This is a genomic window from Corynebacterium sp. SCR221107 (assembly GCF_027886475.1).
Classification (GTDB): domain Bacteria; phylum Actinomycetota; class Actinomycetes; order Mycobacteriales; family Mycobacteriaceae; genus Corynebacterium.
The window spans coordinates 147,868-172,717 of sequence record NZ_CP115670.1 but is presented as its reverse complement, the minus strand read 5'-3'; the positions used below and the strand labels follow the sequence as shown (position 1 = coordinate 172,717).

Genomic DNA, 24,850 nt, shown 5'->3' with positions numbered 1-24,850 from the left:
ATGCTGGCGTTCATCCTTACCCCGTTCCTGCCGGTCAACCAGGTGCAATCCTCGCTGTCCTGGCCACAGTCGGGCACGCTGGATTCCGTCAGCGCGCCGCTGGAAAGCTATGCGCCTGAATACATCGACGTCGACGTGCCGGTCGCCGCGATCGCGCAGCTGCGCGAGGGCGAGGACCTCCTCGTTGGCACCCTGCCGCAAGACTCGGACAAGGCCTTCGGCCGAGGGCTTTTCGTCCGCTCCTTCGACGGCAGCCTGGATGTGGCTGTGCGCGGTGACCTCCTCCTCGATCTAACGAAGGAGGAGGTCACCGCGCTTCCCGACGATGCCGTGATCAAGGTTTCCTCCAACGAGGACGGCACGACGGCAGAAATTCCAGGCGCCAGCGACCCGGAGGGCAACGACTACATCGCCACCACCGACGATGACATGCGCCCACAGGTTACCGGCATCTACACCGAGATCGACTCCAGCGCGCAGGCGGCTTCGCTTGCCGACGCCGGCCTGGCCGCACACGTCGAGATCAACTCCCGCTACACCTCCTCGCCTACCTTCATCAAGACCGCAGCCATGTACCTGGGTGGCCTGCTGACTTTAGTGGCCATGGCGTGCGTGTTCAGGCTCGACCGTCTCGACGGCCGTGGTCGAATCCCGTGGCTGCGCCCGGGTGCCTTCAGGCCAACCGGCCTCGACGCGGTAGTCGGCGCCTTGCTGGGATACTGGTACATCTTCGGCGCCAACACCTCCGACGATGGCTTCATCCTCACCATGGCTCGTGCCTCGGCCGACTCTAGCTACATGGCCAACTACTACCGGTGGTTCGGCGTACCCGAGTCCCCCTTCGGCGCCCCGTACTACGACCTCCTTGGCGTGCTCGCCCGCGTGTCCACCGCCTCCATGTGGATGCGCCTGCCCTCGCTGATCGCCGCGGTGGTGATCTGGTTTATGCTCTCGCGCATGGTGATGCCGCTGCTGGGCGACAAGATCGACGGCCGCCGCGTGGCGCACTGGACCGCCGCGTTCGTATTCCTCGCCTTCTGGCAGGCCTACAACAACGGCCTGCGTCCGGAGCCCATCATCGCCCTCGGCTCGCTGGCCACCTGGCTGCTGTTTGAGCGGGCGATTGCCACCCGTCGGCTGTTCCCCGGCGTCGTCGGCACGGCGGTGGCGGCCTTCACCTTGGCCTGCGGCCCGACCGGACTGATGGCGGTGGCCGCGCTGCTGGCCTGCTTCTCGCAGATCCTGCGCCTTATTCACCACAAGGTCATCACCCTCATCGGCGCCGATGCCAGCTCCTCCCCCCGGGCTAAGCGCCGGACCTGGATTGGCCTGCTTGCCCCCTTCTTCGCCGCCGGATTCTCCGTGCTCATCGCCGTCTTCGGCGATCAGACGCTGCGCACCGTCACGGAGTCCATCTCGGTTCGCGCGGACAAGGGCCCCTCGCTGCGCTGGTACTTCGAGCTGGTGCGCTACCAGACCCTGATGAGCAGCTCCGTCGACGGCTCCTACCCGCGCCGCCTGGCCTTCCTCATGGTTGTCGTGGCCTTCGTCGTGGTCATCGCCTCGATGCTGCGCAACGGCAAGGTCCCCGGCTCCAGCAAGGATCCGGCGCGCCGCCTGACCTTGATCATCGCGGGCACCGTCTTCTTCTTGATGTTTACCCCCACGAAATGGTCGCACCACTTCGGTATCTACGCCGGCTTGGGTGCCGCGCTGGCGGGGCTGGCGGCGGTGGCCCTGTCCCAAGTCGCCCTGCGCTCGCTGCGCACCCGCGTCCTGGTGGCCGGCGGCATGCTCTTTGTCTTCGCCCTCGCGCTGGCAGGGCCCAACGGCTGGTGGTACACCTCCAGCTACGCCATCCCGTGGTGGGACAAGACCATCCAGTTCAAGGAGATCGAAGCGGCGACCGTCATGCTGCTCATCGCCATGCTGGTGCTGTTTGCGGGCGTGGTCTTGACCTTCCGCAAGGACTTCCACAAGGATGACGTCAACCCCACCGCCGAAGTCACCGCCCCGGCCACCCGCCGCACAACGCTGATCGCCTCTGCGCCGATCGCGGTGCTGTGCGCGCTGACCGTGCTGTTTAACTCCGCCGTGTTTGCAAAGGCATTCATCAGCCAATACCCGGCCTACACCGTGGGCCTCGGTAACCTGCGCTCGCTCGGCGGCGACACGTGTGCGCTCGCCGACGATGTGCTCGTAGAAACCAACTCCAACGGTTCCTTCCTCACCCCGCTCGAGGGCAGCCTGGCGGACTCCCTGGGCGATGAGAACACCCGCGGCTTCGACCCGAACCGCATCTCCGTCGTGGTCAACGACGAGATCGACACCGGGCGCGCCTCGTCGGCACAAGAGGCAAAGGCCGGTTCCGTGGAAGACAGCACGACGGGCGATTCCGACACCGTGCGCACGGAATCGGGTGCGAATGGTTCCAACGCGAACCTGCCCTTCAACCTGGATTACACCTCGGTTCCGGTCCTCGGATCCTACACCGAGGGCCAGCAGTACTACGCGGAGACCACCACCTCGTGGTATTCCTTGCCCGCGCGCAGCGAGGATGCGCCCTTGCTCGTCGTGTCCGCGGCGGGCCGCATCAAGCACTTCGACACCGATGGCATTGAAAAGGAGGGGCAGGATCTGTTCCTGCAGTACGGGCGCACCGGCGACAACGGTGAGGTAGACATGCTCGGCGAGACCCGCATGCTCGATATCGGGCCGGAGAATTCGTGGCGTAACCTGCGCCTTCCGCTGGATGATCTGCCTGCCGAGGCCGATGTGGTTCGCATCCATGCCATCGACTCCAGCCTGGATTCCAACCAGTGGCTGGCATTTACCCCGCCGCGCGTGCCCAGCATGGACACCTTGAACAATGTTGTCGGATCAACGGCCCCGGTGCTGTTGGACTGGGCGGTGCCGCTGCAATTCCCGTGCCAGCGCCCGTTTAGCCACTATGCCGGCGTGGTGGAGACCCCCGAATACCGCATTACGGCCGACTATGACGGCAAGATGTCCGGCGCCTCCTTCGAGGATTATGACGGCGGCGGTGTGCTCGGCACCGCCGAGGCCGTGAACTATTCCTACCAGTTGCCCGCCTACGCTAAGGACGATTGGCAGCGCGACTGGGGTTCCATCGAGGTCTATAACCCGTATACCAACTCGGTGGGTGAGGCCCCGCAGCAGGCCGTCATCGACGAGGAGATCATCACCCGCTCCGGCCTGTGGTACCCCGGCGCAATGAACGTGGATACCAGCCAGTAGGCCTCTCTTACGGTGACGAGTGCGATCAATTTCCCCACCTCGGGGCGGCATCAGCTTCGCTCAAGAAAGCTATGCCAACCGGGGTGGGGTTTTCTTTCTGCGCCATAGCCCGGCCCACATGCAGTTTTGCCGTGCTTTCCGACGACCAGGCTGGCCGTTTCCTAGGATTGCCGAGCCTCGTTTGTTAAAGAACTGGCAGGCGACGAATTGTCACTTTTCAGGTTGATGACAGGTTCCGGGCGCACCATGGGCGCAACAGTCAATGAAGAAAGTTGAGGGCACATCGGCATGAAGTCGTTGAAGAAGTCAACCATTGCCGTGCTCGCCTCCGTCGCCGTCACTGCGTCCTTGGCCACGAGCGCGTTCGTCAGCTTGGGTGAGGACGATCAAGTTCAAGACAACCAAGTCACCGTCGCAAGCCTCATCAATGCGGAAGTCAACAATCAAGACTCAAACATGGCCAAGGATGCCGCCGCCGAAGCGGCAGCCAGCCAGGCCGGGCAGATCTCGCACACTTCCTCGACCACCCCGACGAACCCGGCGCGGCACTCGCTGAAGCTGCTCAACTAGACGCCATCCCACCCTTGGCTAGCAGCATTAGTCATGGCGGCTATCCGCTTCCGGTGGCCGCACCTGGGGTTGGCCACCCGGCATCGGTGGCGGCTGCATGGTTGCCGGAAGCATCTGAGGCAAGAAGGAGCCTTCCGCCCCGCTGGAAACTGGGGGTATCCCTCCAGGCGGTGCCGGCCACTGTGGCTGGCCCGCCGCAGGATGCGGTGCCGCCTGCCCGGCGATGCTACCCGGTGCGAAGGTGGCGGTGTACGGCTCACCCGCCCGGTTTCCCAATATTTCGGCGCCATGAGAGGCGACAGTCGAACTCGCCTTTTCTGCTTTCGCCTCCTTGTAGCAATGAATCCACACAGCGATAAACAGCGGGTAGATGATCAAGGAGACGACCACGATCACTACCGTGTTCACGACGACGCTGTCCGGCTGGTAGTTCCACATGAAGTGGGCGAGGAAGGCGATGGCAAACCCGCCGATGGCATAGGCCAGGCGGCGCCCTAATCCAATGGGAGCGCCCGTGGGGGTGCGCTTGCCGCTTAGCATGGCCAAGGCAAGGCCGTAGCCCGCAATCGAGCTGAGGATCACGTGCAGGTAGGGGCCGGCGACGATGCGTAGCGTCCACACGGAGGCAGCACCCGCCGCATCCGAGTTGGGGTCGAGCATGCCGAAGATGACCGCATACCCTAGGTTTTCGAAGGTATCGAAGCCCAATCCGATCAGCCCGCCCACAACAAAGCCGTGCCACGGCCGGTTCAGCTGCGGGAAGCACAGCAGGAATGCCATCACCCCTGCCGCCTTGATGATCTCTTCTGGGTATGCGCCGCTAAAGGACATCTCGGCGGCGGGGATATCCAGCTTCGTGGTGATGTCCCCCCAGACACCGGCGACGAGAAACACCGCCGAGATCGCGAAACCAGAACCCCAGCCCAGCGCCGCCAGCGTCAGCCCCAGTGCCGGTTGAGGCCACATGGGGGTGAAGCGGAAAATGGCAAGCCCGATGGCCAAGTAGATGGCGGCGGTGGGCACGCCCACCAGCAGCCCGACCGGCGATTGGAATGCGAAGGTGATGAACATGAGGATCACCGTGATCATCGACAACGCGATGGCTACATACAACGTAATGCGAACGCCCCGGTATTGGCGCATACCCGATCCGCTTCCCGGCTGCTTTTCGGCCTCCCCTGCAGGCTCAAGCGCTGGGGATCCGCCGGGGTAAGGACCGGGATGAGGCCCTGGCTGAGCACCGGGGGACGGAATCCCTTGTGCGAAGGACGGCTGCGCCGGGTAGGCAGCGTGCGGCCCGTGGGACGCGTGCGAGTTCGGACTATAAGGGTTCATGTTGTTTGTTGGCGGGGTAGGTGGATTCATTGTCTTTTCCCTGACTTAGGCGGCGAGCTCGAATTCTTCGGCATCACTTTTCGCAACGCCCGCTTCCTGAAGCAGCACGTCCGCGACCAGGTGCGCGTAGTAATAGTCATCCGGGCCTTCGACGTAGACGAACATCGATAACCCTTCATGGTCGCCGGTGCCTTGGATGGACATGCCTATCCCCGGCCAGGTTCCCGCTACCTCAATGATGCTCAGCGGCCCCTGCTTCGTGATCGGATACTGGTCGAGCTGTTCGAGGTTGCCTGTTGCCCGCACCATCCGCCGCAGGGTGGTGTCGGGATCGACACCATTTTCGTGAACGTACGGGACCACCATTGTGCCATCGCAATCAAATCCCCCGATCAGCGGCAAGCTGGCATCTTTTTTACAGAGGACATCAGCGCCGTTGGCATCTGTGAGCGGGAGGCTCCATTCACCCTCCAGGCTGTTGATCCCAAGGTCTACCGGGATGCCCTGCTTTTGCTTATCGGGCAAGACGGCGTTGACCGCGATAGGTAAAGACAGCGCACAGGCGGTAACCAGGATAAGTGTGATCCAGTGCCAGGGGCGGATGGCTGGACGGTTACGGTAGCTCGACATGAACCCCAACGTACCTACTTGGGCCGAGTTTTTGGGCTGCACAGCGTGAAAAACCTTCCCATTGTGCAATGAAATGGACATACCCTTCGACAGCGCCTGGTTCAACAGCGCAACCTCCGCGCTGTCGGCCATGCCACCACCGTATGCCCTGCTGTCCGCATCATGATGGCCGTGCGCCGTGCTGTCATCACTTTGATTAGAGTGGGGCTCATGCATATGAATGATCTTTATCGCTTCGTCAACGGCCCCTGGTTGGAAAGCCATGTCATCCCCGATGACCGTGGCGTGGATGGGACTTTCCACGGACTGCGCGATTCGGCCGAGGAACTGGTCTTAGACATCGTCAGCAACCAGCGCGACACCCGCGCGGGCACGCTGTATGCCTCCTTCATGGACACTGAGGGGGTTACCGCCGCTGGGATGAAGGCGCTGGATTCAGACCTCGCCGATCTCGATACCAGCTCCGCTGCGTCTCTTGCCGCCTCCCTGGGCCGCCTCGACGAGGTGGGCGTGGGTGGCCTCATCGGGTTCTGGGTGGAAAAGGACTCCGCCAGCGACGATGCCCTAGCCTACGTCTTCCAATCCGGGCTGGGGCTGCCGGATGAGTCCTATTACCGGGAGCCCGCACAGGCGGAAACGCTGGCCGCCTACCGCGAACATGTGGCGCGCATGCTGGGCTTTTATGACGCCGGCGTGCTGGGAACCACCCCTGAGGAAGCCGCGTCGACAATCGTGGCGCTTGAAACCAAGATCGCTGCAGGCCACTGGGACGTGGTGCGCACCCGCGATGCGGTCGCCACGTTTAACCCCACCGAGTTCGAGCAGCTGCCTGCCCTTATTCAGGAGTATCTCGCGGCCACCGGACTGCCCAAGCAGCGCCTGGTTGTCATGATGCCGGACTATCTTGAGCATCTCGTGGGTTTGTTGGAGTCCGAGTCCCTCGACGATTTCCGCCTGTGGGCTTTGTGGCACATTCTCAATTCTCGCGCGGGTGTGCTCACCCCGGAGATTTCCAAGGCCAACTTCGAGTTCTATGGCACCGTGTTGTCGGGAGCTACCCAGCAGCGGGATCGTTGGAAGCGCGCGTTGGGCCTGGCGGAGAGTTTCGTGGGTGAGGAAATCGGACGTAGCTTCGTCGATAAGCACTTCCCGGAAAGCTCCAAGGAGGACATGCTTGAGCTGGTGGACTACCTGCTCAAGGCCTATCACCAGCGCATTTCCGCGCTGTCGTGGATGAGCCCTGCGACCAGGGAAAAGGCATTGGCCAAGTTGGCGAAGTTCAACGCGAAGATCGGCTATCCCGACTCCTGGCGCGACTTCAGTGCGCTGGAATTTAGCCCGGCTGGCGCGGACCTCGTGGCCAATGTGCGCGCGGGATCCTCCTTCGTTCACCGTTATCAGATCGGCAAGATCGGCAAGCCAGCCGACCGCACGGAATGGGTGACCACCCCGCAGACCGTCAATGCCTTTTACAACCCGGTGGTCAATGACATCACCTTCCCCGCGGCCATCCTGCGCCCGCCTTTCTACGATCCGCAGGCCGACGCGGCGGAGAACTTCGGTGCTATCGGCGCGGTCATCGGCCACGAAATCGGCCACGGCTTCGACGACCAGGGATCGCAATACGACGGCGACGGCAACCTCAACTCCTGGTGGACCGACGCCGACCGGGAGGCATTTAGCCAGCTGACAGCCAAGCTTGTCGAGCAGTTCTCGGGTCTGGTCCCGCAGGTTCTCAAGGACAATGGGATCGAATCCACCGGTGTCAACGGCGAGTTCACCCTCGGTGAGAACATCGGCGACCTCGGCGGCCTCGGCATCGCCGTGGTGGCCTACCGAAACTACCTCGCCGACCGCGGCCTCGATTTTGACTCCGCGCCGGTGCTGCGTTTCGAGGCAGCAGACGCCGACCCGGAACTCACCACCCACACATACACGGGCCTACAACGGCTGTTCTTGGCGTGGGCGCGGGTGTGGCGCACAAAGATCCGTCCGGAAATGGCCAGCCAGTACCTGGTCATCGACCCGCACTCGCCTGCAGAATTCCGTTGCAACGTCATCGCCGGCAACGTCGCCGAGTTCTACGAGGCGTTCGAGGTCGCACCGGGCGATGCCATGTGGATCGAGCCGGACAAGCGGGTGACCATCTGGTAGTCGCCCGGGCAGCTCGAACTGCCCACGTTTATCCCTGGGGTGTCGGCGTCACCCGCTTGGCTGTCGCACGCTTGGCTGTTGGACGCTTGCGACGCTGGGCGGAGGCCACAACGCTTGCGGCTATGGCGGCGATCTGGTGATCGTTGTCAGCGCGTAGCTTCGTCAACAGCTCATCTGAGCCTGGGATATCGCCGAGTGCTTGGACGAGACGCGAGCGTTGCTGCTGAGGCAGGCTTTGCCCCAGCAAAAGATGCTCCATGAGCACTGGTGTTGCCGAGTTACCGAGGGCACCTAAGAGCTCTCCGGCCTCGACATCATTGTCACCGCTTCGGATGTGGGCGATGAGCACTGGGATCATCCCGAGCTCGCCCCGGCGGGCTAGTGCGAAAGTGGCCAGACGCCGAACCGCGGAGTCTTCATCACCAGTGGCGAAAAGCAGTAGCTGCTTCGAGCGTGCGGAGGTGAACCGCCCGAGTGCCTGCACGGCGTTTTTACGCCGCTGCGGGTCAGAAGAGTTCAGCGCGTCGGCGATGACGTCGAGCGCCTCGTTTGTTTCCTGCAGGTTCCACAGCAGCGCACCGCTTAAGTTGATATCCGATTCCTCCAGCATGGGCACGACCGCAACGCTTCGAGGAATCGTCAGCGCAGCGCCGATATCGCCGCCGCCGCGAAGTCCTCGTAGCCGCTGGAGCAGCGCCATGAGGTCAGCAACGCCCTGCCTTCCGGCACCTGACAGTGGTTGCAGGTAGTTGAGCAACCTTTGGTCGTCGGCAAGCCGTTGCCGGAGGCCGGCTATGGCCTGGTCCATGACTGTACTAAGTGTGTGCGGGCGGGCTAGCAGTTCGGCGGCTGATTCAAGACTCAGTCCTATCTCGCGCAGGGTCTCTAGCGTCACCAGCCGGGCGAGGTCCTCGTCGGAGTAGTTGCGATACCCGTTTGGATCGCGCTGGCTGGGGGAAACGATGCCCGCCGCGTCGTAGTAGCGCAGCATGCGCCGGCTTACTCCGCTGTACTCGGATACCTCGCCGATTCTCATCGCAGATAGATCCCTCCGTTTCGCACCCTTAGTGCGGCTTTCATGTTATCGGCGGTGTCCTCACACACGCCAGCATCGCCGCGGCCGGTAGCACAATCCGCCCCGTGCCCCAGCGCCGCCAGTGCCCGTCGCAGGCTCTTGATGGTTTCGGGATGCGTGCGGGTGCGCTCTTTTTCTAGCTTGGTGGTAAGCGCCGCGCGTTGATCTTCCGGAACCACGAGCACGGCCACGCGCCAGGCGGCTGTGGCCACCTCATCATGTGGATCTGCCACGTGCTTGTCCTTGATGGCCTCCCATATTCGCCCGGGAACGAGGTGGGGACTTAGAGCCAGCTTGGATAGGGTGTGCAGGGCCTGGGATTGGGCTTGTGGGCGCGGATCTTCCAGCTGTTGCACAAGGGCGTCGACAAGCCGCCTACTTGGGTGCCGGATGAGTGCCCAGGTGAGCATCTCGCGGACGAAGAAGTCGGATTCGACCGCGCAGCGCTCAATGAGCACGTCCATGAGCGCAGGGGTGTACGCCGGTGCCTCGGCTTTGTCCCAGCGACTGCTAGCCGTACCGTTGTTCGCCTTGCTTCCCATCCTTGTGCCGCAGGCCATGGCCGCGTGCAGGCGGGTATTGGGGTTGTCGGCGCTGAGAGCTTCGATGAGCGTGGATGCATCTCGTGGCCCGTACGTTGTCATGATGGCTTCTCCTCCTTGAGCTGTCGTTGATCTTTCGAGTTCTTCTCTGAAGATCAAGCAGACACCGTGACACCGTGTGAGGGTCAAGCCGTACCGTTTAGCGGTGATCCTCCGCGCGGCTGGGTTGGGTTGTTACCCCCACTGCGTGAGCAGTTGGTGCTTTATCGGTAACACATCTTGCACCGTCAGCTTAGCATAGCCTATGCTCACTAATGGTTGCCTTATTATTTTGAGGTTTGCCTAACATAAAACATACCTTTATGACACGTTCCAACGAGAAGGTCGCATGTTTCTCGCTAACTTTCTGATCGGCCTGCGCGAGGGTCTTGAGGCATCCATGGTGGTCATGATCCTCGTAGCGTTTTTGGTCAAGTCGAAGCGCCGGGAGTTCCTGCCGCAGGTCTGGCTCGGCGTGGTTGCGGCTCTGGCCGCCACGATCACCGCTTTCCTCGTCATCCAGTTCGGCACGAAGACTCTGACCAGCCAGGGCCAGGAGCTTGTCGGCGGCATCTTCTCCATCGTGACCGTCGCCCTTGTCAGCTTCATGTTGTTGTGGATGCGTGGCGCGTCGAAGAACATGGCGGCTGATCTCAATAACAAGATGGGCGAGGCCATCACCGTAGGCAAGGGCGCGGTTATCTCGGTGGCGTTTATCGCCGTGATCCGTGAGGGCATTGAGACCGCGCTGCTCGTTTTCGATTCCTTTTCTTATGGCAACAGCACGATTCCGGCCGTGGGCCTCAGCCTTGGCATTGTCATTTCCGTCGTTGTCGCGTGGGGAATGTATAAGGGCGCGGTGCGCGTGAACCTGGGCAGGTTCTTTCAGGTCACCGGTGCTTTGCTGATCGTCGTTGCGGCTGGCATTCTCCGTTACGGCATCACCGATTTGCAGGAGGCTAATGTGTTGCCGGGTCTCAACAGCCTCGCATTCGATATTTCGCACATCATCGCCCCTGGCACCACGGTGGCCACGGTCATCGAGGGTATTTTCAACCTCGTTCCGGCACCGACCGCCTTGTCGATGATCGCGTGGGCCGCCTACCTCGTTGTGGCCTTGTGGCTCTTCTTCAAGCCCGCGAAGCAGGCGGTGACCCCCAAGGCGCAAGCGCCCGTCCCCGCCTAGCCCGGAAGCAGTACGGCGCCTGCCCTCTCTACCGAAGCGGTGGCCGCGCCAGCTTCGAGCCTTTTATTCCCCACAACCGCATCGCCTGTGCTTGCCGACGCCCACAGGCTGCCTTTCCCCTGCGCACCTGTAACGCTGCACGCTTTCAGGCATGTCGCTTTCATTTACCCCAAAGGATCCGTATTTCCATGAACCGCTCCCTCCGCAATGTTTGTGCCCTGGCCGCTGTGTCTGTTTCTGCGCTGACCCTCTCCGCCTGTGCGGACAAGGTTGATGAGTCCGAGGCGACCGCCTTCACCGTGACTGCAAAGGATGACTCCTGCGTGGTCGACGGCGATTCCGCCACCACCGGCACCTCCACCTTCGAGGTGACCAACCAGGGCGAGAAGACCACGGAGTTCTACGTTTATACCTCCGGCGGGCGCGTGATCGGAGAGGTGGAAAACATTGGCCCAGGCGCTACCCGCAAGCTGGTCGTTCAGGTCACCGATCCAGGTGCTTACACCTTGACCTGCAAGCCGGGCATGGTCGGCGAGGGCTATTCCCAATCACTGAGTGTCACCGGTGAGGCCATCGAGGCCACCACCGATGAGGTCTTGGCTGAGGCCGTGGACGGCTACCTGTCCTATCTGCGTTCCCAGACCACCACCTTGGGCCAGATCGTCGGCGAGTTCGACGCCGCGATCCAGGCAGGCAACCTGGAGGAGGCCAAGCGCCTGTTCCCGCTGGCACGCACCCCCTATGAGCGCATCGAGCCAGTTGCGGAGTCCTTCCCGGATGACCTCGATCCCCGCATCGACCTGCGCGAGGCTGATCTTGAAGAGGGCGATACCTGGACCGGCTTCCACAAGATTGAGAAGCAGTTGTGGGTCGACGGCGCCATCACAGATACCACAAAGGCGGATTCCACCCAGTTGGTCGCCGATATCCAGGAGCTTATCGACGGCGTCAATGCCGATGACTACACGCTGGCACCGGTTCAGATTGCCTCCGGCGCGCAGGGCCTGCTGGACGAGATCGCCACCGGCAAGATCACCGGCGAGGAGGACATCTTCTCTCACACCGACCTCTACGATTTCCAGGCCAACCTGGACGGCTCCAAGGCCGCGATCGCCTCCCTCGAGAAGGCCCTGGCCGAGCGCGACGAGACCCTGCTTTCCGAAATCAACGCCGACTTCCAAAAGGTCCAGGACCTGCTCGACACCTACCGCGAGGGCGACGGCTTCGTCTCCTACGATACGGTGACCGAGGATCAGCGCAAGGAGCTTTCCGACGCTCTCGACGTGCTCACCGCCAAGGTCGCTACCGTCCAAGAGGTCGTGGCCTAAGTGTTAACCCGCAGGCAGTTTCTGACTCGGCTCGGCACGGTCGGCGCCGTGGGCGCGGCAAGCGCCGCTGGCGCCACCGGTCTTGTGGCATGCTCCGATGCCTCGACCTCAGGCAAGGCCACTGACGTGGTGGAGTTCCACGGCGAACACCAGGCCGGCATCCTCACGGCGCAACCGGATCAGCTCCACTTCACGTCCTTCGACGTCACCACCACCGACCGCGAGCAGCTCGTCGAGCTGCTGAAAACGTGGACGCAGATGGCACGGCGGATGACCCGTGGGGAGACCGCCGTCGACGGGGGCGCCGATGAGGTCTCCCAGGCGCAGGTGCCGGGCGATACGGGTGAGGCCTACGACCTTTCGGCCAAGAACCTCACCATCACGATCGGCTTCGGGCCGTCGCTTTTCGACGACCGCTTCGGCCTGAAGGACAAAAAGCCTGCGGAGCTCAACGAGCTGCCACATTTTTCCGGCGATGTCACCATCGATGAGATCTCCGGCGGCGACCTGTGCATTCAGGCTTGCGCGGATGATCCGCAGGTGGCCATGCACGCGGTACGCAACCTAACCAAGGCAGGCCTAGGCATCGTGGAGGTGCGCTGGACGCAGATGGGCTTCGGCCACGCCTCGGCCACCACCCGCGACCAGCAGACCCCGCGCAATCTGTTTGGTTTCAAAGACGGCACCAATAACATGCGCGCCGAGGATACCGACCTGGTCAACGAGCACCTGTGGGTTTCTCACACGGGCACCTGGCACGATGGTGGCACCTTCCTCATCGCCCGCCGAATCCGCATGCTCATTGAGAACTGGGACCGCCAGGTTCTTTCCGACCAAGAGGCGACCTTCGGGCGTAAGAAGATCAGCGGCGCCCCGCTGGGCCGCGACAATGAGTTCGACGAGCTGCCCCTGGATGAGTATGCGGGTACGTCCGGCCCGGTGGTGCCGTTGACCTCTCACGCGCGCCTTGCCAGCCACCAAGAAAACAATGGTGCACGCATGCTGCGCCGCGCCTATAACTTCGCCGAAGGTACCGACTCCTACGGACACCTCAACGCCGGTTTGTTCTTCATCGCCATGGTTGCTTCCCCGGAGAAGGACTTCATCCCGATCCAGTCGAAGCTTGCCAAGTCCGACAAGATGAACGAGTACGTCCGCTACGAATCGAAGTCGATCTTCGCCATCGCCCCCGGTGTCAAAGACGAAAACGACTACTTCGGCAGCGGCTTGTTCGCCTAGTTTTGCCGCCTGTTCTCACCCTTTTTTCGTCGCCGGTCGCCCCGCCGCGGGAAGCGTTGCTTGCCGACGCCTCTCGGTCCTCGCACCCATGGGTCGCACATACGCCGTGCAACTGGGTGGCGTTCGGATGTACCTTAAGCTGTTCGGGATTCCTTAAGGCCTCTCACCCCACCAAATCCCAGCCGCAGGGAAAGTTTTTGAGGGTTTCATGAAACTTTTGTTGCCCCTTTCACACGAGAGACGCTAGAGTTTCTATCGTGCGATAGTTTTTCTATCGCTTCTCCAAAGACCGCAGCCTCATGCGAATAAGACGTGCTAGGCGGCCGGGCCCGACACTCGTCCGGTCGCCTAGCGCCACTTTCCCAACCGTCGGGTTCCGGACACAATACCACAGGCCGAGTGGCCAGGCCCACTCTATGCGCACCCAAGAACAATCCGCTTACAGCCCACCAGAAATGGCCTAAATCATTTAGATAAACAGGTTAAAGGGCTGGATCCAACCCTTGAGCTATCGCGACATTACAAGCAGTACAAGAATTATCATTTTCATTAGTCTGCAAGACGCCAAGGAGAGGTAGATACATTCCAAGTCATCCACACACATATGCCGGAACCAAGCATTTAGCAACATCCAAAACCGTGTCCACAAGATTCGGAAGGCTGTGCCACCCCCACATGTCAATAGAAACCAGTAACCAACAATCTATTCGATTGTCCACAATTGTTATTGTCTACTTGACGCCCCCTAATACGTCCCAAATCAACCCAGAATAACACCCCAAAAGCGCTAATGGATATCAGATTCACACAAATGCTTCACACTTCAGTGCGCGCACAAGATCAGCACCTTTCGTTGGTCTTTGAATAATTTTCAAGATCCTTCAAAACCAACCAATTTGCGGAGTCTCACCGACTTCTGGACTGAGTGGGACCTTTGCAACTCTGGAAACAACCCTTCTTGCATTCTGACCGTTCTGGTTCTAACCCCTCGCCGCAGTGTGCGTGGCGAGGGGTTGTCGCTGTAAGCGGCCTTGCGCGTAGCGGCGCCTTCGCGTGCCGACGTCCACCGGCTTGCCAGTGGTTGCTGCCGCTTCTTCCTGCATGTCCTACCGTAGGCGTCGGAAAGCAACACCCGGACACGAAAAAGCCCCCGCTTCTGCAGGGGCTGAATCCGTGGCTGGGTATTGGGGTCTACTAGATGGTGGCCGCGTCGATGACGAAGCGGTAACGCACGTCCGAGGCGACGGTGCGCTCGTAGGCGGTGTTGACGTAGTCGGCGTCGATGAGCTCGATCTCCGCGCCGATGCCGTGCTCGGCGCAGAAGTCCAGCATCTCCTGGGTCTCACGCATGCCACCGACCAGGGAGCCGGCCAGGGAGGTGCGGCGCTGCGTGAAGGAACGCGCCTTGGCCTGCATCGGCGCGGAAGGCAGCCCGAGCTGAACGAAGGTGCCGTTGAAGCGCAGCAGCCCCATGTAGGCATCCACGTCCAGATCCACCGAAACGGTGTTGATGATGAGATCGAAGTAGTGGGTCAGCTCCTCCGGGAGGCCATCGGCGGTGGAATAGTGGGCGGTGGCGCCAAACCGCAGGGCGTCCTCGCGCTTGGAGGTCGAATGCGACAGGGCGGTGACCTCCGCACCCATGGCGGCGGCGATCTTAATCGCCACGTGCCCCAGCCCGCCCACGCCGACGATGGCCACCCGCTTGCCGGGGCCCGCGCCCCAGTGCTTGAGCGGGGAGAACGTGGTGACACCGGCGCACATCAGCGGCGCCGCCTGCGCCGGATCGAGGCCTTCGGGGATGCGGGCGACGAAGCGCTCACGCACGACGATGCCCTGGGAGTAACCGCCTTGGGTGTAGTCGCCGGTGTAGCGGTCGTCGATGCCGTAGGTACCCACCGGGGCGACCTCACAGTAGGACTCGTCGCCGGAATTACAGGGATCGCACTCGCAGCAGGAGTTGCAGAACACGCCGACACCCACGCGGTCGCCGACCTTGTACTTGGTCACCCCTGGCCCCACGGCGTCGACGATGCCGACGATCTCGTGCCCGGGCACCAGCGGCAGCTTGCGCTCACCCCAGTCGCCGGCGATGGTGTGGATGTCCGAGTGGCAGATACCGGCGTACTCGGTGCGGATGGACACGTCGTCCGCGCGCAGCGCGCGGCGCTCGATGGTCACTGGCTCCAGCTGCCCGCCCATGGCGGTGGCACCCCAGGCGCGGATCTCACTTCCGGCGATGGTCATTCATTTTCTCCTTGCTGTTGGTTGTTGCTTCTGAAATCTGTGTGCTGCACGGTATCTAGATTGCTCGATACCTAGCTTCGCGTTGCTTCTTTTTCCAGCTCTTCGGTGAGGGCGTCCTCGGTCTCACGGATGAGCGAGGTGATCTCCTTGCAATAGCGGGCGAAGTCGGGATGCTCGAGTTTCTCCTCGTCACTGAGTGTGCCATCCCCGATCTCGATCCGCAGGTCTTTGATGACCCGGCCGGGCCGCGGGCTCATCACCAGCGTGCGGGTGGACAGCAGTACGGCCTCTTCTACCGAGTGGGTGATAAAGAAGTAGGTGCGTCGCAGCTCCCGCCAGATGTCGAGCAGCTCCAGCTGGAGGCGCTCGCGGGTGTGCGGGTCAAGCGCGCCGAAGGGCTCGTCCATGAGCACGATCTCGGGGTTGGCCGCGAGCACGCGGGCGATCTGGCAGCGCTGCTGCATGCCGCCGGAGAGCTCGTAGGGCTTGCGGTCCATGAAGTCCTCGAGGCCGACCATCGCCAGGTATTTCTCCGCGGTGGCGGTGCGTTCCTTCTTGGGGATGTTCTGGAACACGCCGTAGAGGGCGACATTCTCGCGCACGCTCATCCACGGATAGAGGTTGGCGTGCTGGAATACCACGCCGCGGTCTTTGCCGGGTTTGGAGATGGCGTTGCCGTTGAGCCGGATCTCGCCGGTGGAGGGCTCGAGAAAGCCCGCGATCATCTTCAACATGGTGGATTTGCCACAGCCGGACGGGCCGACGATGCAGACGAACTCGCCTGGCTCGACCACCAGGTTGGTCTCTGACAGCGCAAGAATCTGCTCGCCTTTGTCGGTGGAGTAGGTCTGGGTGACGTTGTCGATCTCGATGACCGGGCTGGTACTCGAGTTCGGTTCGAAATAGGTTGGCATCTTCGTCGCCCCCTCTTTTCTTTTCTCGCTTGTGGTTTCGCTTGCTGGGACTGCGTGGCGTTGCTGGTGCGTTTTTGCTTGCCGACGCCTGGCGGCTGCTAGATCTTCGGCACGAGGAGAGCCTCGCGGTAGTAGCTCAGATCGGATTCCTTGTCGATCTCACCCACGGAGTTGAGGAACTGGGCCGCGGAGTGCAGGTGGTCGCCGATGCCGCCGCCGAGCAGATCCTCGCCCTGGATCTCCTCGATCGTCGGGTAGGTGTAGCCCTTGAACTGCTCGCGCACGGTGGCGGCCTCCGCGCCCAGCGGGATGGCCACGGATGCGGCCGCCCCCTCGGGGTCGCGGTTGATCTCGCGGGCGGCGTAGTCCTCCAGCTCCCACCACTTCTTGAGGAACTCGGGGCTTTGCTCGGTAAACTCCCGGCGCGCCATGGACAGGTCATAGGTTGGGGCGCCGATATTTGCCGCGTCCTCGGAGGTCATGACCACGTGGGCGTCCTTCTTGATCTCCGATAGCGTCGGCTCCCAGATCCAGGTGGCGTCCAGGGAGCCGGTGTGCCAGCCCGCCAGGATCTTGTCCGGGCCCATGAATACCAGCTTCACGTCGTTGGCGGTCATGCCCGCGTCTTCCATGGAGCGCAGCAGCGCGTAGTGGACGGTCGATGCCGAGGCCACGGCCACCGACTTGCCCTTGAGGTCCGTGATGGAGGTGATGTTCGGGTCGCGGGCAACCAGCGCCTCCGCGGTGCCGATCTTGTCGTGAACCCAGATGACCTTCGCGTCGTAGGCCAGGGGCTTGCTCAGCGAGCGGGAGGTGCCCGGGGAACCCAGGGTGACGATGTCGAGGTCGCCGGTGCCGAAGGTCTGGACGATCTCCGCGCTGGATTCGAAGCGCTGCCAGTTGATGGTGGCATTGGGCATACAGGCCTCGAGCAGGCCGCGTTCGTAGACGAGCATGTCGCCCACCGGCAGTGGCTGGTAGCCGATGTTGACGGTGTCGGTGACGGTCTCGTCCACCGCCACCGGGCATTCCGAGGCGTTGGACTCGATCATGCCCCACTTCTCAGCCAGCTCGTTGGCGGGCGGGCCGACGCAGGCGGTGGCAAAAAGTGCCGGGGTCAGTACCGCCGCCAAGGCAATGGCGCGGCTCGAGCAGATCTTGCTTGGTTGAAGGTTGATAGCCATCTTTGTTCCCCTTAGTGTGTTTTCTCTGGCAGATGCTTCGGGCTGCCTTGCGGCAGCTGCGGTGTGGGCTGTTTCCGGTGCGTTAAGCCTTGCCCTGCCACGGGACCAGGAGCTTGGTCAGCCACTTAAGCACTGCGTCGAGAAGCAATGCGGCGATGCCAATCAAGATGATGCAGGCGATGGTCAACGCCGTGTTCAGCTGCGTGCCGGAAACGTAGGCCAGTCCGCCGATGCCGGGGATACCGTTGTTGAGCTCGGCGGCGACCACGGTGGTCCATGCAAAACCCACGGACAGGCGGATGCCTGCGAGGACATCCGGCAGCGCCGAGGGGAAGATGACCTTGGTCAGCAGGTTAAATGGGTTGGCACCCAGGGTGTACGCGGCAAGGATGCGGTCTTGCTGGGTGTTGCGCACACCGGAGATGGTGCCCAAGACGATGGGTGCGAAGGCGGCTAAGAACAGCAGCCAGATCTTGGAGGTGTCCCCCACGCCGAACCACACGATGAGCAGGCCGATGTAGCCCAGCGGTGGCAGCGAACGCAGGAAGTTCAGACCCGGCTCGACCGCGACGTAGAGCCACTCCACCATTCCCATGAGGAAGCCCAAGGCCACGCCGAAGATGAGGGCGAGGCCCACACCGATGCCGATGCGCTGCAGGCTGGCGAGGACGTGCTGCCACAGGAAGTAGTTTTGCTCACCGCAGGCCATGCGGCTAGACCCTTCGGCGACCGGGTGGCAGCCGTTGGCGCTGATGAACGCCTCGACAACCGATGCCGGGCGGGGCAGGAAGACCTCCCTGATGGAACCCGAGGCGGTGATCAGCCACCATAGGGCGATAAAGCCGATGAATACTGAGATTTGCAGGATCAGCTTATTTTTCTTTGTCATCCCCTTGTTGAGCATGAGCGCTCCCCTTTTCCATAGTCATTGCAGTTATTGCTGGTCAATTCCCTATTTGGTGCTCACGCTGTGTGCGATCCCCGCGCGCTAAAGAAACGAAGGTGGACACACCATCTCGTTCGGTGTGTGCGGTTGTTGTGCCCTGCCTGCCGATGGCCGCTGCCCACATCACCCGCCTGTGTCTTCAGGCCTGTTCAACCCCTGGTGTTGTCATTCCTGTCCTGGGATTGGGTGGAGGCACAGCGCGGATGATGCGTGGATGGTCATCGCTAGGTAGGGCGCACGCAACTCGCGTGGGGTGGGTGCGCGGTCTTAAGCCGCGCGTGATGGCGCAGGACGTGCGCGTGGTGCGCACGTGCATGAAGGCGCTTGAGTTTTTGCCCTGCCCCGGCACGGTGGCTGCCGGGGCGAAGGTGTGGGGGCTGGAGTGTCAACGCTGGCCGTGGGACTTGGCGCCGTGACAGGCCCCCGTGGGGTGTGGGTTTCTTCTACGCGCCGTAGAAGGAATCCGCGACATCCAATGCGGCATCGAGGATAGCCAGACCCTTGAGCGCATCCTCGTCGCTGAGGTTGAGCGGCGGGGTCAGGTGGATGCGGTGCATGCTGTTAAACACCAGCAACCCCTGCTCCGTGCAGGCCTTTAAGACCTTGGCCATCTGCTCGTTGACGGTGCCATACGGCGACAGCGGGGTCTTGGACTCCCGGTCGGTGACCAGCTCGAGGGCCCAGAATGCACCAAGTCCTCGGACATCGCCGATGCTGGGGTGCTTGGCCTTGAGCTTTTCTAGTTCCGGCCCGAAGATATCCTCGCCTAGGTGGCGGGCGTTGTCGACGATGCCTTCTTCCTCCATGATTTCGATGGTGGCCGCGGCGGCAGCCGTGGCCAGCGGGTGCCCGGAGTAGGTCAAACCACCCGGGTAGGCCCGCTCGGCGAAGGTGGCGGCGATGGCATCGCTGATGCCCACGCCGCCGAGCGGGACATAGCCGGAGTTGACGCCCTTGGCAAACGTCACCAGGTCCGGGGTCACGTCATAGTGGTCGAGGGCAAACCAGGTGCCGGTGCGGCCGAAACCAACCATGACCTCGTCCAAGATCATCACGATGCCGTAGCGGTCGCAGATCTTGCGCACGCCCGCGAGGAACCCGGCAGGCGGGGGCATGAAGCCGGCGGTGCCCGGGATGGATTCCAAGATGATGGCGGCGAAGGCGTCCGGCCCCTCGAAGGCGATGGTGTTTTCCAGCGCCTCGAGTGCGCGCTGGCATTCCTCCTCCTCCGTGGTGGCGTTGTAGGCGCTGCGGTAGAGGAAGGGGCCGAAGAAGCGCACGGTGGCGCCGGCGCCGTAGTCGTTGGGCCAGCGACGATTGTCGCCGGAGATGTTCATCGCCTGCTGCGTTGCGCCGTGGTAGCTGCGGAACTGCGACAATACCTTGTAGCGGCCGGTGTGCAGGCGAGCCATGCGGATGGCGTGTTCGACGGCGTCGGCGCCGCCGTTGGTAAACATCACCTTGTTGATGCCTTCCGGCAGGTGATCGGTGATGAGCTTTGCTGCCTGGCCACGGCTGTAGACGGCATGCCCCGGCGCGATGGTGCACAGTTTGTCGGCCTGAGCCTTGATGGCTTCGACCAGCTTCGGGTGCTGGTGGCCAATGTTGGTGAACACTAACTGGGAGGAAAAGTCCAGATAGCGCTTGCCGTCGGCGTCGATGAGGTAGGAGCCTTCGCCCGTTTCGAACACGAGCGGGTCGATCTTGTCCTGTGCCGACCAGGAGTGAAATACATGAGAGCGGTCTAGTGCGTAGGCGACTTTTCCAGCTTCTGACTTCGGGATTGGCATTCGATCCCCTTTTTACACATTTGCCCTTATTAACGTCGAAGGGGCCTATCGAATAAAGACACGCTCAATAGGTAAACTACCCGTTTCCTGTTGAGCTATAGGTATCTTATCCCGAAGCTTTTCTATTCAATAATAGAAATGGAAATCCACCCCCCACCCGGCCACCAATCACACGTGAAACTGATTTTATTCACCAGCTATAGCCACCCCTTCCCCCACGCACATGCGCGAATGCCCACCGCCGCACATTGTGGCAGCGGTGAGCATCCTTGCAGGTCAATATCTTTATCGTGGCAGATCTGTCCATCCAAGCTCGGCGACGACGAGCTTGGTGTCCGGATCCTCATTCGTTTGCCCTACTATGCGCAGCGGAGAGACCGTGTGCCCGCGCGACTGGTGCCACTCCGGCACCAGGATCTGCGGCATGCGCAGGATGAAGCCACGGTTTTTCCCGTTGACCTTGGCCCAGCCGACCGCGCGCTGACGGGTTACTTCACGCAGGGTCACCGCACCGATGACAAGGTCCTCCTCGCCGGGGCGCGGACCGGAACCCACGATGTTCAAGGCAGGCTGGGTGCCGTTCGAGAACTCCGCACCTTCCTCGCCGTTGACGATGACCCGGATGAATTCGGCAACCGCCACCGGATCGCCGAGGGCATTGGAGACATAGCGGGTTCCCAGCACGCTGTGCTCGATCGTCCCGAGGGAATGCGCCGGATCCAGCAGGCTCGAACGGTAGGTCAGCGGAATCTGAATGAGGCGATCGTCATCGTCAAGGCCGATGAGTGATTCGATTCCCACCTCCCCTTCCGGGTCCACGAGGCGGTAGGAGCCAAGGTGTGAAAAGCGCCCCACCCACTTGTTCGCGATCTCCTGCTTCGTGGGCGTCAGCGTTGCTTGATAAATCTGCGCTTGCTTGCGTGCCATGGCCAAATCCCCTTCTCAACCCGAGTGGACGAGTGCGTACGAGGCGCCGTCGGACTTGCACGCACCGTGCCCGTTATGTGGTCCTGTCTTCTCGATCCCGTTTCCTTTGTGGAGTAACTCATTTCTACCCTTTATCGCTTGTCGCGGCGTGAGTTTAACCCCATCGGAGTGGTGCCTGTCATGCGGGTCTCACCCGCAATCGTGGACAGATACATCACCGCGTAGCATGGGGGCATGACAAATCCGCAGGATGTGAATCCATCTGAAGACAAGAATCAGCAGGCTACGGCCGAGGAAGCGCGTATGCGCGAGCAGTTCCAGGTCGGTGGCGTTGACCGTGAGCTGTCCCCGGAGGAGCAGCTTGAGCAGCTCGCCTCCTATATTTACGCCCACTACGAGGTGCCCACCAAGAACCCGCCGTGGTCGGAGGAGCCCTCCGACGCCGAGGTCGCCGACACCTACGACGCCCGCCTTGCCGATCGCACCACGCACGCGGCCATGCTGATGCTGGGCTCCGCGGTCGATCATGCGATGCCGGGCGTGGCCTTCCCCGGCGATGTCACCGTCACCGACCTGCCCGAGCTTCACGCGCAGGTGTTTACCCCATCAAAGCCGAACGGTAAGTGGGCGATCAGCCTGCACTTCGGCGGCTGGTGGCGCGGCTCCGGCGTCGCGCTCGACAACGCCTGGCGCCCCGAGGTTGCCGGCGCCGCCGAGCTGTCAGGCACCACGATCGTGGACCTGGATTACCCCCTGCTGCCTGCGCACACCCTCAACGAGGTCATCGATGCCGTCTATGCCGCGGCGCAGTGGGTGCGCAGCAACCACAACCCGGACGCGCTGTATGCGTGGGGTTATTCCTCCGGCGGCGCGCTAGCGACGTTGTGTGCGGACGCCTTCGATGGTGTGGTTCTTACCTACCCGCATCTCACGCTGGATGTGTTACCCGATGAATTGCGTGACGGACGGAATTTCACCGATCCGCACACCTGGCCGCGCACCCTCATGCAGGTAGCCACCCACGACAAGGTCGCCGGCCACTACCCGTGGGCGGAAGAACCGGAGCAGGTTCAGGTGCGCGAATACGTCTCTGAGCACCGCCTTTCCACCCCGGCCGTGGCCCGCCAGCGCGTGCGCGACGTCGCCGAGTTCCTCGCCAGCTAGCCGTACAGCCGTACAGCCCGCATAGCCCGAGCCCGCGCACCCTGTGCCCCTTGCGCGGCCAGCCCGGTGTGCGGTGCTTGCCGCATGCTTGCCGACGTCCCCCACCTCGAACCCCGGCACTGCCGATCGTGGAGGTGCGCGCCTTGGGGACGTCGTCAAGCAGATACCAGCCGGACAAAGGGCGACAGCAAACAGCAAACAGGAAACAGCAAGCCCGACAAGCTTTGCTGTTTCCTGTTTTTTCTTGCGCGCAATTGGTGGTGCCGCAGGCGGGAGGCGACGACGCTGCGTTGTCGACCACCGCTAGCTCAATTCCGGCTCCTTGGTCAGGTGCGCTGCCAGCCAGCCACCCAAGAACACCACCGGCGCGGACAGGCCCAGAGCCCACGCGACGGCGACGGAGCCGCCTACCAGGCTGACCAGGTTCATCGTGATGAAGAAGGCCGCAACGCCGAGGCCGATCAGGGCCAGGATCGGTGCGTAGATGCGCTTGAAGGCGGAATCCTTGCCGGCCGGGTGGGTGCGGAAGTAGTACAGAATTGCCAGGTCAACCACCAGCATGAGCAGCACGATGGTGAAGGTGGCAAGCCCAGAGAACCAGGTGAACAGTTCCATGACGGGATCCAGTCCGACGACCACAGACGCAAGCGTCAGAATGGCGATGGTGACGGTCTGAACCACAGAGGAGATGTGCGGGGACTGGTGACGTTCGTGGATAAGGGCGATCGGTGCCGGCAGGCAGCCCTTGAGGGCAACGGCGTGCTGATAGCGGGTGATGACGTTGTGGAAGGAAAGAGCGGCGGCAAAAAGGCTGGTCAAAAGCAGGACCTGCACCACGACACCGGCCCAGGCACCCACGTAGTTCACGGCGGTGGTGATCACCATGCCCTCCGGGTCAGCGGCGGCGGCCTCGAGGACATTGTCCGCGCCCCAGGCCTCGACGATGGCCCAACCGGAAACGGTGTAGAACACGCCGATGACCAGGATGGCGATGTAGGTGGCGCGCGGGATGGTGGTCTCCGGGTCCTTTGCCTCGCTGCGGAAGACGGTGGTGGATTCGAAGCCGATGAAACCGGCCAGCGCCAGCATGAGGCCCACCCCCGGGGTGCCGGACATCACTGCGGAAGGCTCGAAGGAGCTCAGGCCCAGGCCATTGGCCCCGCCCTTGATGATGACGCCACCGATGATCAGGACGGTAATGGCGATCTCGGCGATCAGGGCCACGCCCAGGGCCTTGGAGCTCAGCTCAATGTCACGGTAGCCCAACAGGCCAACAACACCGACCATGAGCAGGGTGTATAGCCACCACGGAAGCTCCAGGCCGGTCAGGGCCACCACGTGGGCCAGCTGCACACCGAGATAGGCGTAGACCGCGAACTGCACCGCCGTATAGGTCAGGATGGCAAGGTAGGCGGTGCCCATGCCCAGCTTACGGTTGGTGGCCGCCTCCACATAGGAGAAGAATGCGCCTGGTTCACGGATGCGGCGCGACATCGTCGTCAGCCCCACCGAGAAGATCAGGAGGATGAGCGCGCAGATGGCATACATCGCGGGATAACCAGCACCATTGCCGCTGACCATGCCCAGTGGCAAGGCACCGGCGATCACTGTCAGCGGCGCGGCCGCCGCGATGACCATGAAGACGATCGATCCAACGCCGAGGCTTCCGGAGGAAAGCGCGGTGCGTCCGGCGGTCGTGGTGGCGGTGGCGCTGGGCGCGAAGCCCGCGGCGCTGCTGCCAGATGATTTTCCTGGGGTAAGAATAGCCATCTTTCTCCCCTCTCCTTCGAGCTCAGTATGAAGGCCACCCGCCTGCGGCCGGAAACTCGCAGCGGACGTGACGCGGTGGCCATCCGAATTTCTTCCCATTGACTACCCAGCATTGCGAGCTTGTGCGGCCCCCTCATGCCGGGTGGGGGAATCGGTATGTGCTTGTTCAACCGGTGTTTGTTGAATGGGGAAATACTAACCCCCGCTTTTTCTATCAATCAATAGGTAGATAGAACCTACCCCCATGTTTCTATCACTTTATAGAATAAAAACATGGCTCCGAGCAGGGAATTTAAACCTATAGTATGATAGATACACCCTCACCCCCACTTTCTATTGGGCTACAGAAAGTGTTTAATCCTAGGCATTGGAACTTCCAAGAAGTACACACCCCAGCGCCAAACTACCGTCGCGCCGGTCGCGGGTGTCCGATGCTTCTTCCACGTTCCAATACCCAATCACTGATCACAACTATCAGGGACCGCACACCGATACGGCCCCACAGCAAGGAAAGTGCCTTAAGGGGACTTCCAACTGGATGCATTGGAATTA

General features: G+C 62.1%; 19 protein-coding genes. 8 read left to right on the top strand and 11 right to left on the bottom strand.

Features of this window, described 5'->3' with window-relative positions:
- Positions 1 to 3,258, top strand: a complete 3,258-nt coding sequence (locus tag PAB09_RS00820; protein ID WP_333780186.1) for an arabinosyltransferase domain-containing protein — start codon at positions 1 to 3, stop codon at positions 3,256 to 3,258.
- Positions 3,259 to 3,546: 288 nt separating this feature from the next.
- A complete protein-coding gene (locus tag PAB09_RS00815; protein WP_271034231.1) occupies positions 3,547 to 3,828 on the top strand; it encodes a hypothetical protein in 282 nt (93 codons plus the stop codon).
- Between the two features lie 27 nt (positions 3,829 to 3,855).
- On the opposite strand, the gene PAB09_RS00810 is transcribed toward PAB09_RS00815, so the two are convergent.
- Together PAB09_RS00810 and PAB09_RS00805 are read right to left on the bottom strand one after the other, a co-directional pair.
- Complete coding sequence (locus tag PAB09_RS00810; protein ID WP_271034230.1) at positions 3,856 to 5,193, bottom strand: PrsW family intramembrane metalloprotease; 1,338 nt, start codon at positions 5,191 to 5,193, stop codon at positions 3,856 to 3,858.
- Between the two features lie 15 nt (positions 5,194 to 5,208).
- Positions 5,209 to 5,793 carry a hypothetical protein gene (locus tag PAB09_RS00805; RefSeq protein WP_271034229.1) on the bottom strand — a complete coding sequence of 195 codons (585 nt, stop codon included), beginning with the start codon at positions 5,791 to 5,793 and terminating at the stop codon, positions 5,209 to 5,211.
- A gap of 216 nt (positions 5,794 to 6,009) precedes the next feature.
- Between PAB09_RS00805 and PAB09_RS00800 the strand changes: the two genes are divergently transcribed.
- Positions 6,010 to 7,947 carry a M13 family metallopeptidase gene (locus tag PAB09_RS00800; RefSeq protein WP_271035224.1) on the top strand — a complete coding sequence of 646 codons (1,938 nt, stop codon included), beginning with the start codon at positions 6,010 to 6,012 and terminating at the stop codon, positions 7,945 to 7,947.
- A 28-nt stretch (positions 7,948 to 7,975) separates the two neighbouring features.
- Here the strand turns inward: PAB09_RS00800 and PAB09_RS00795 are convergent, their stop codons facing one another.
- Together PAB09_RS00795 and PAB09_RS00790 are read right to left on the bottom strand one after the other, a co-directional pair.
- Positions 7,976 to 8,983 (bottom strand): HEAT repeat domain-containing protein, encoded by a 1,008-nt coding sequence (locus PAB09_RS00795; RefSeq protein ID WP_271034228.1) that lies wholly within the window; start codon positions 8,981 to 8,983, stop codon positions 7,976 to 7,978.
- The gene (locus tag PAB09_RS00790) at positions 8,980 to 9,666 is read right to left on the bottom strand and encodes a HEAT repeat domain-containing protein (RefSeq protein ID WP_271034227.1); all 687 of its coding nucleotides are present in this window, start codon (positions 9,664 to 9,666) and stop codon (positions 8,980 to 8,982) included. Before PAB09_RS00790 ends, PAB09_RS00795 begins: the two co-directional genes overlap by 4 nt.
- Positions 9,667 to 9,952: 286 nt before the next feature.
- On the opposite strand from PAB09_RS00790, the gene efeU reads away from it, so the two are divergent.
- From efeU to efeB, 3 genes are all read left to right on the top strand, one after another.
- The gene (gene efeU / locus PAB09_RS00785) at positions 9,953 to 10,789 is read left to right on the top strand and encodes an iron uptake transporter permease EfeU (protein WP_271034226.1); all 837 of its coding nucleotides are present in this window, start codon (positions 9,953 to 9,955) and stop codon (positions 10,787 to 10,789) included.
- A 188-nt stretch (positions 10,790 to 10,977) separates the two neighbouring features.
- Positions 10,978 to 12,117 carry an iron uptake system protein EfeO gene (efeO, locus tag PAB09_RS00780; RefSeq protein WP_271034225.1) on the top strand — a complete coding sequence of 380 codons (1,140 nt, stop codon included), beginning with the start codon at positions 10,978 to 10,980 and terminating at the stop codon, positions 12,115 to 12,117.
- Positions 12,118 to 13,356, top strand: coding sequence for an iron uptake transporter deferrochelatase/peroxidase subunit (gene efeB, locus PAB09_RS00775; protein WP_271034224.1), 1,239 nt, complete (start codon positions 12,118 to 12,120; stop codon positions 13,354 to 13,356).
- A 1,194-nt stretch (positions 13,357 to 14,550) separates the two neighbouring features.
- Here efeB and PAB09_RS00770 read toward each other — a convergent pair.
- The 4 genes from PAB09_RS00770 to PAB09_RS00755 form a co-directional block, all read right to left on the bottom strand.
- Positions 14,551 to 15,603, bottom strand: a complete 1,053-nt coding sequence (locus PAB09_RS00770) for an NAD(P)-dependent alcohol dehydrogenase (protein WP_442873682.1) — start codon at positions 15,601 to 15,603, stop codon at positions 14,551 to 14,553.
- A 71-nt stretch (positions 15,604 to 15,674) separates the two neighbouring features.
- The gene (locus PAB09_RS00765) at positions 15,675 to 16,517 is read right to left on the bottom strand and encodes an ABC transporter ATP-binding protein (protein ID WP_271034223.1); all 843 of its coding nucleotides are present in this window, start codon (positions 16,515 to 16,517) and stop codon (positions 15,675 to 15,677) included.
- Between the two features lie 98 nt (positions 16,518 to 16,615).
- The gene (locus PAB09_RS00760; RefSeq protein ID WP_271034222.1) at positions 16,616 to 17,701 is read right to left on the bottom strand and encodes a taurine ABC transporter substrate-binding protein; all 1,086 of its coding nucleotides are present in this window, start codon (positions 17,699 to 17,701) and stop codon (positions 16,616 to 16,618) included.
- 82 nt (positions 17,702 to 17,783) lie between these two features.
- Entirely contained in the window at positions 17,784 to 18,590 is an 807-nt protein-coding gene (locus PAB09_RS00755) for an ABC transporter permease (RefSeq protein WP_271034221.1), read from the bottom strand.
- Between the two features lie 113 nt (positions 18,591 to 18,703).
- On the opposite strand from PAB09_RS00755, the gene PAB09_RS00750 reads away from it, so the two are divergent.
- A complete protein-coding gene (locus tag PAB09_RS00750; RefSeq protein WP_271034220.1) occupies positions 18,704 to 19,063 on the top strand; it encodes a hypothetical protein in 360 nt (119 codons plus the stop codon).
- A 27-nt stretch (positions 19,064 to 19,090) separates the two neighbouring features.
- Here the strand turns inward: PAB09_RS00750 and PAB09_RS00745 are convergent, their stop codons facing one another.
- Together PAB09_RS00745 and PAB09_RS00740 are read right to left on the bottom strand one after the other, a co-directional pair.
- Positions 19,091 to 20,437 carry an aspartate aminotransferase family protein gene (locus PAB09_RS00745; RefSeq protein ID WP_271034219.1) on the bottom strand — a complete coding sequence of 449 codons (1,347 nt, stop codon included), beginning with the start codon at positions 20,435 to 20,437 and terminating at the stop codon, positions 19,091 to 19,093.
- A 285-nt stretch (positions 20,438 to 20,722) separates the two neighbouring features.
- Entirely contained in the window at positions 20,723 to 21,364 is a 642-nt protein-coding gene (locus tag PAB09_RS00740) for a CG0192 family protein (RefSeq protein ID WP_271034218.1), read from the bottom strand.
- A gap of 234 nt (positions 21,365 to 21,598) precedes the next feature.
- Here PAB09_RS00740 and PAB09_RS00735 point away from each other — a divergent pair, with 234 nt between their 5' ends.
- On the top strand, positions 21,599 to 22,528 hold the full coding sequence (locus PAB09_RS00735) for an alpha/beta hydrolase (protein WP_442873681.1): 930 nt from the start codon (positions 21,599 to 21,601) through the stop codon (positions 22,526 to 22,528).
- Positions 22,529 to 22,831: 303 nt separating this feature from the next.
- On the opposite strand, the gene PAB09_RS00730 is transcribed toward PAB09_RS00735, so the two are convergent.
- Positions 22,832 to 24,298 (bottom strand): APC family permease, encoded by a 1,467-nt coding sequence (locus PAB09_RS00730; protein ID WP_271034217.1) that lies wholly within the window; start codon positions 24,296 to 24,298, stop codon positions 22,832 to 22,834.
- Positions 24,299 to 24,850 lie beyond the last annotated feature (552 nt).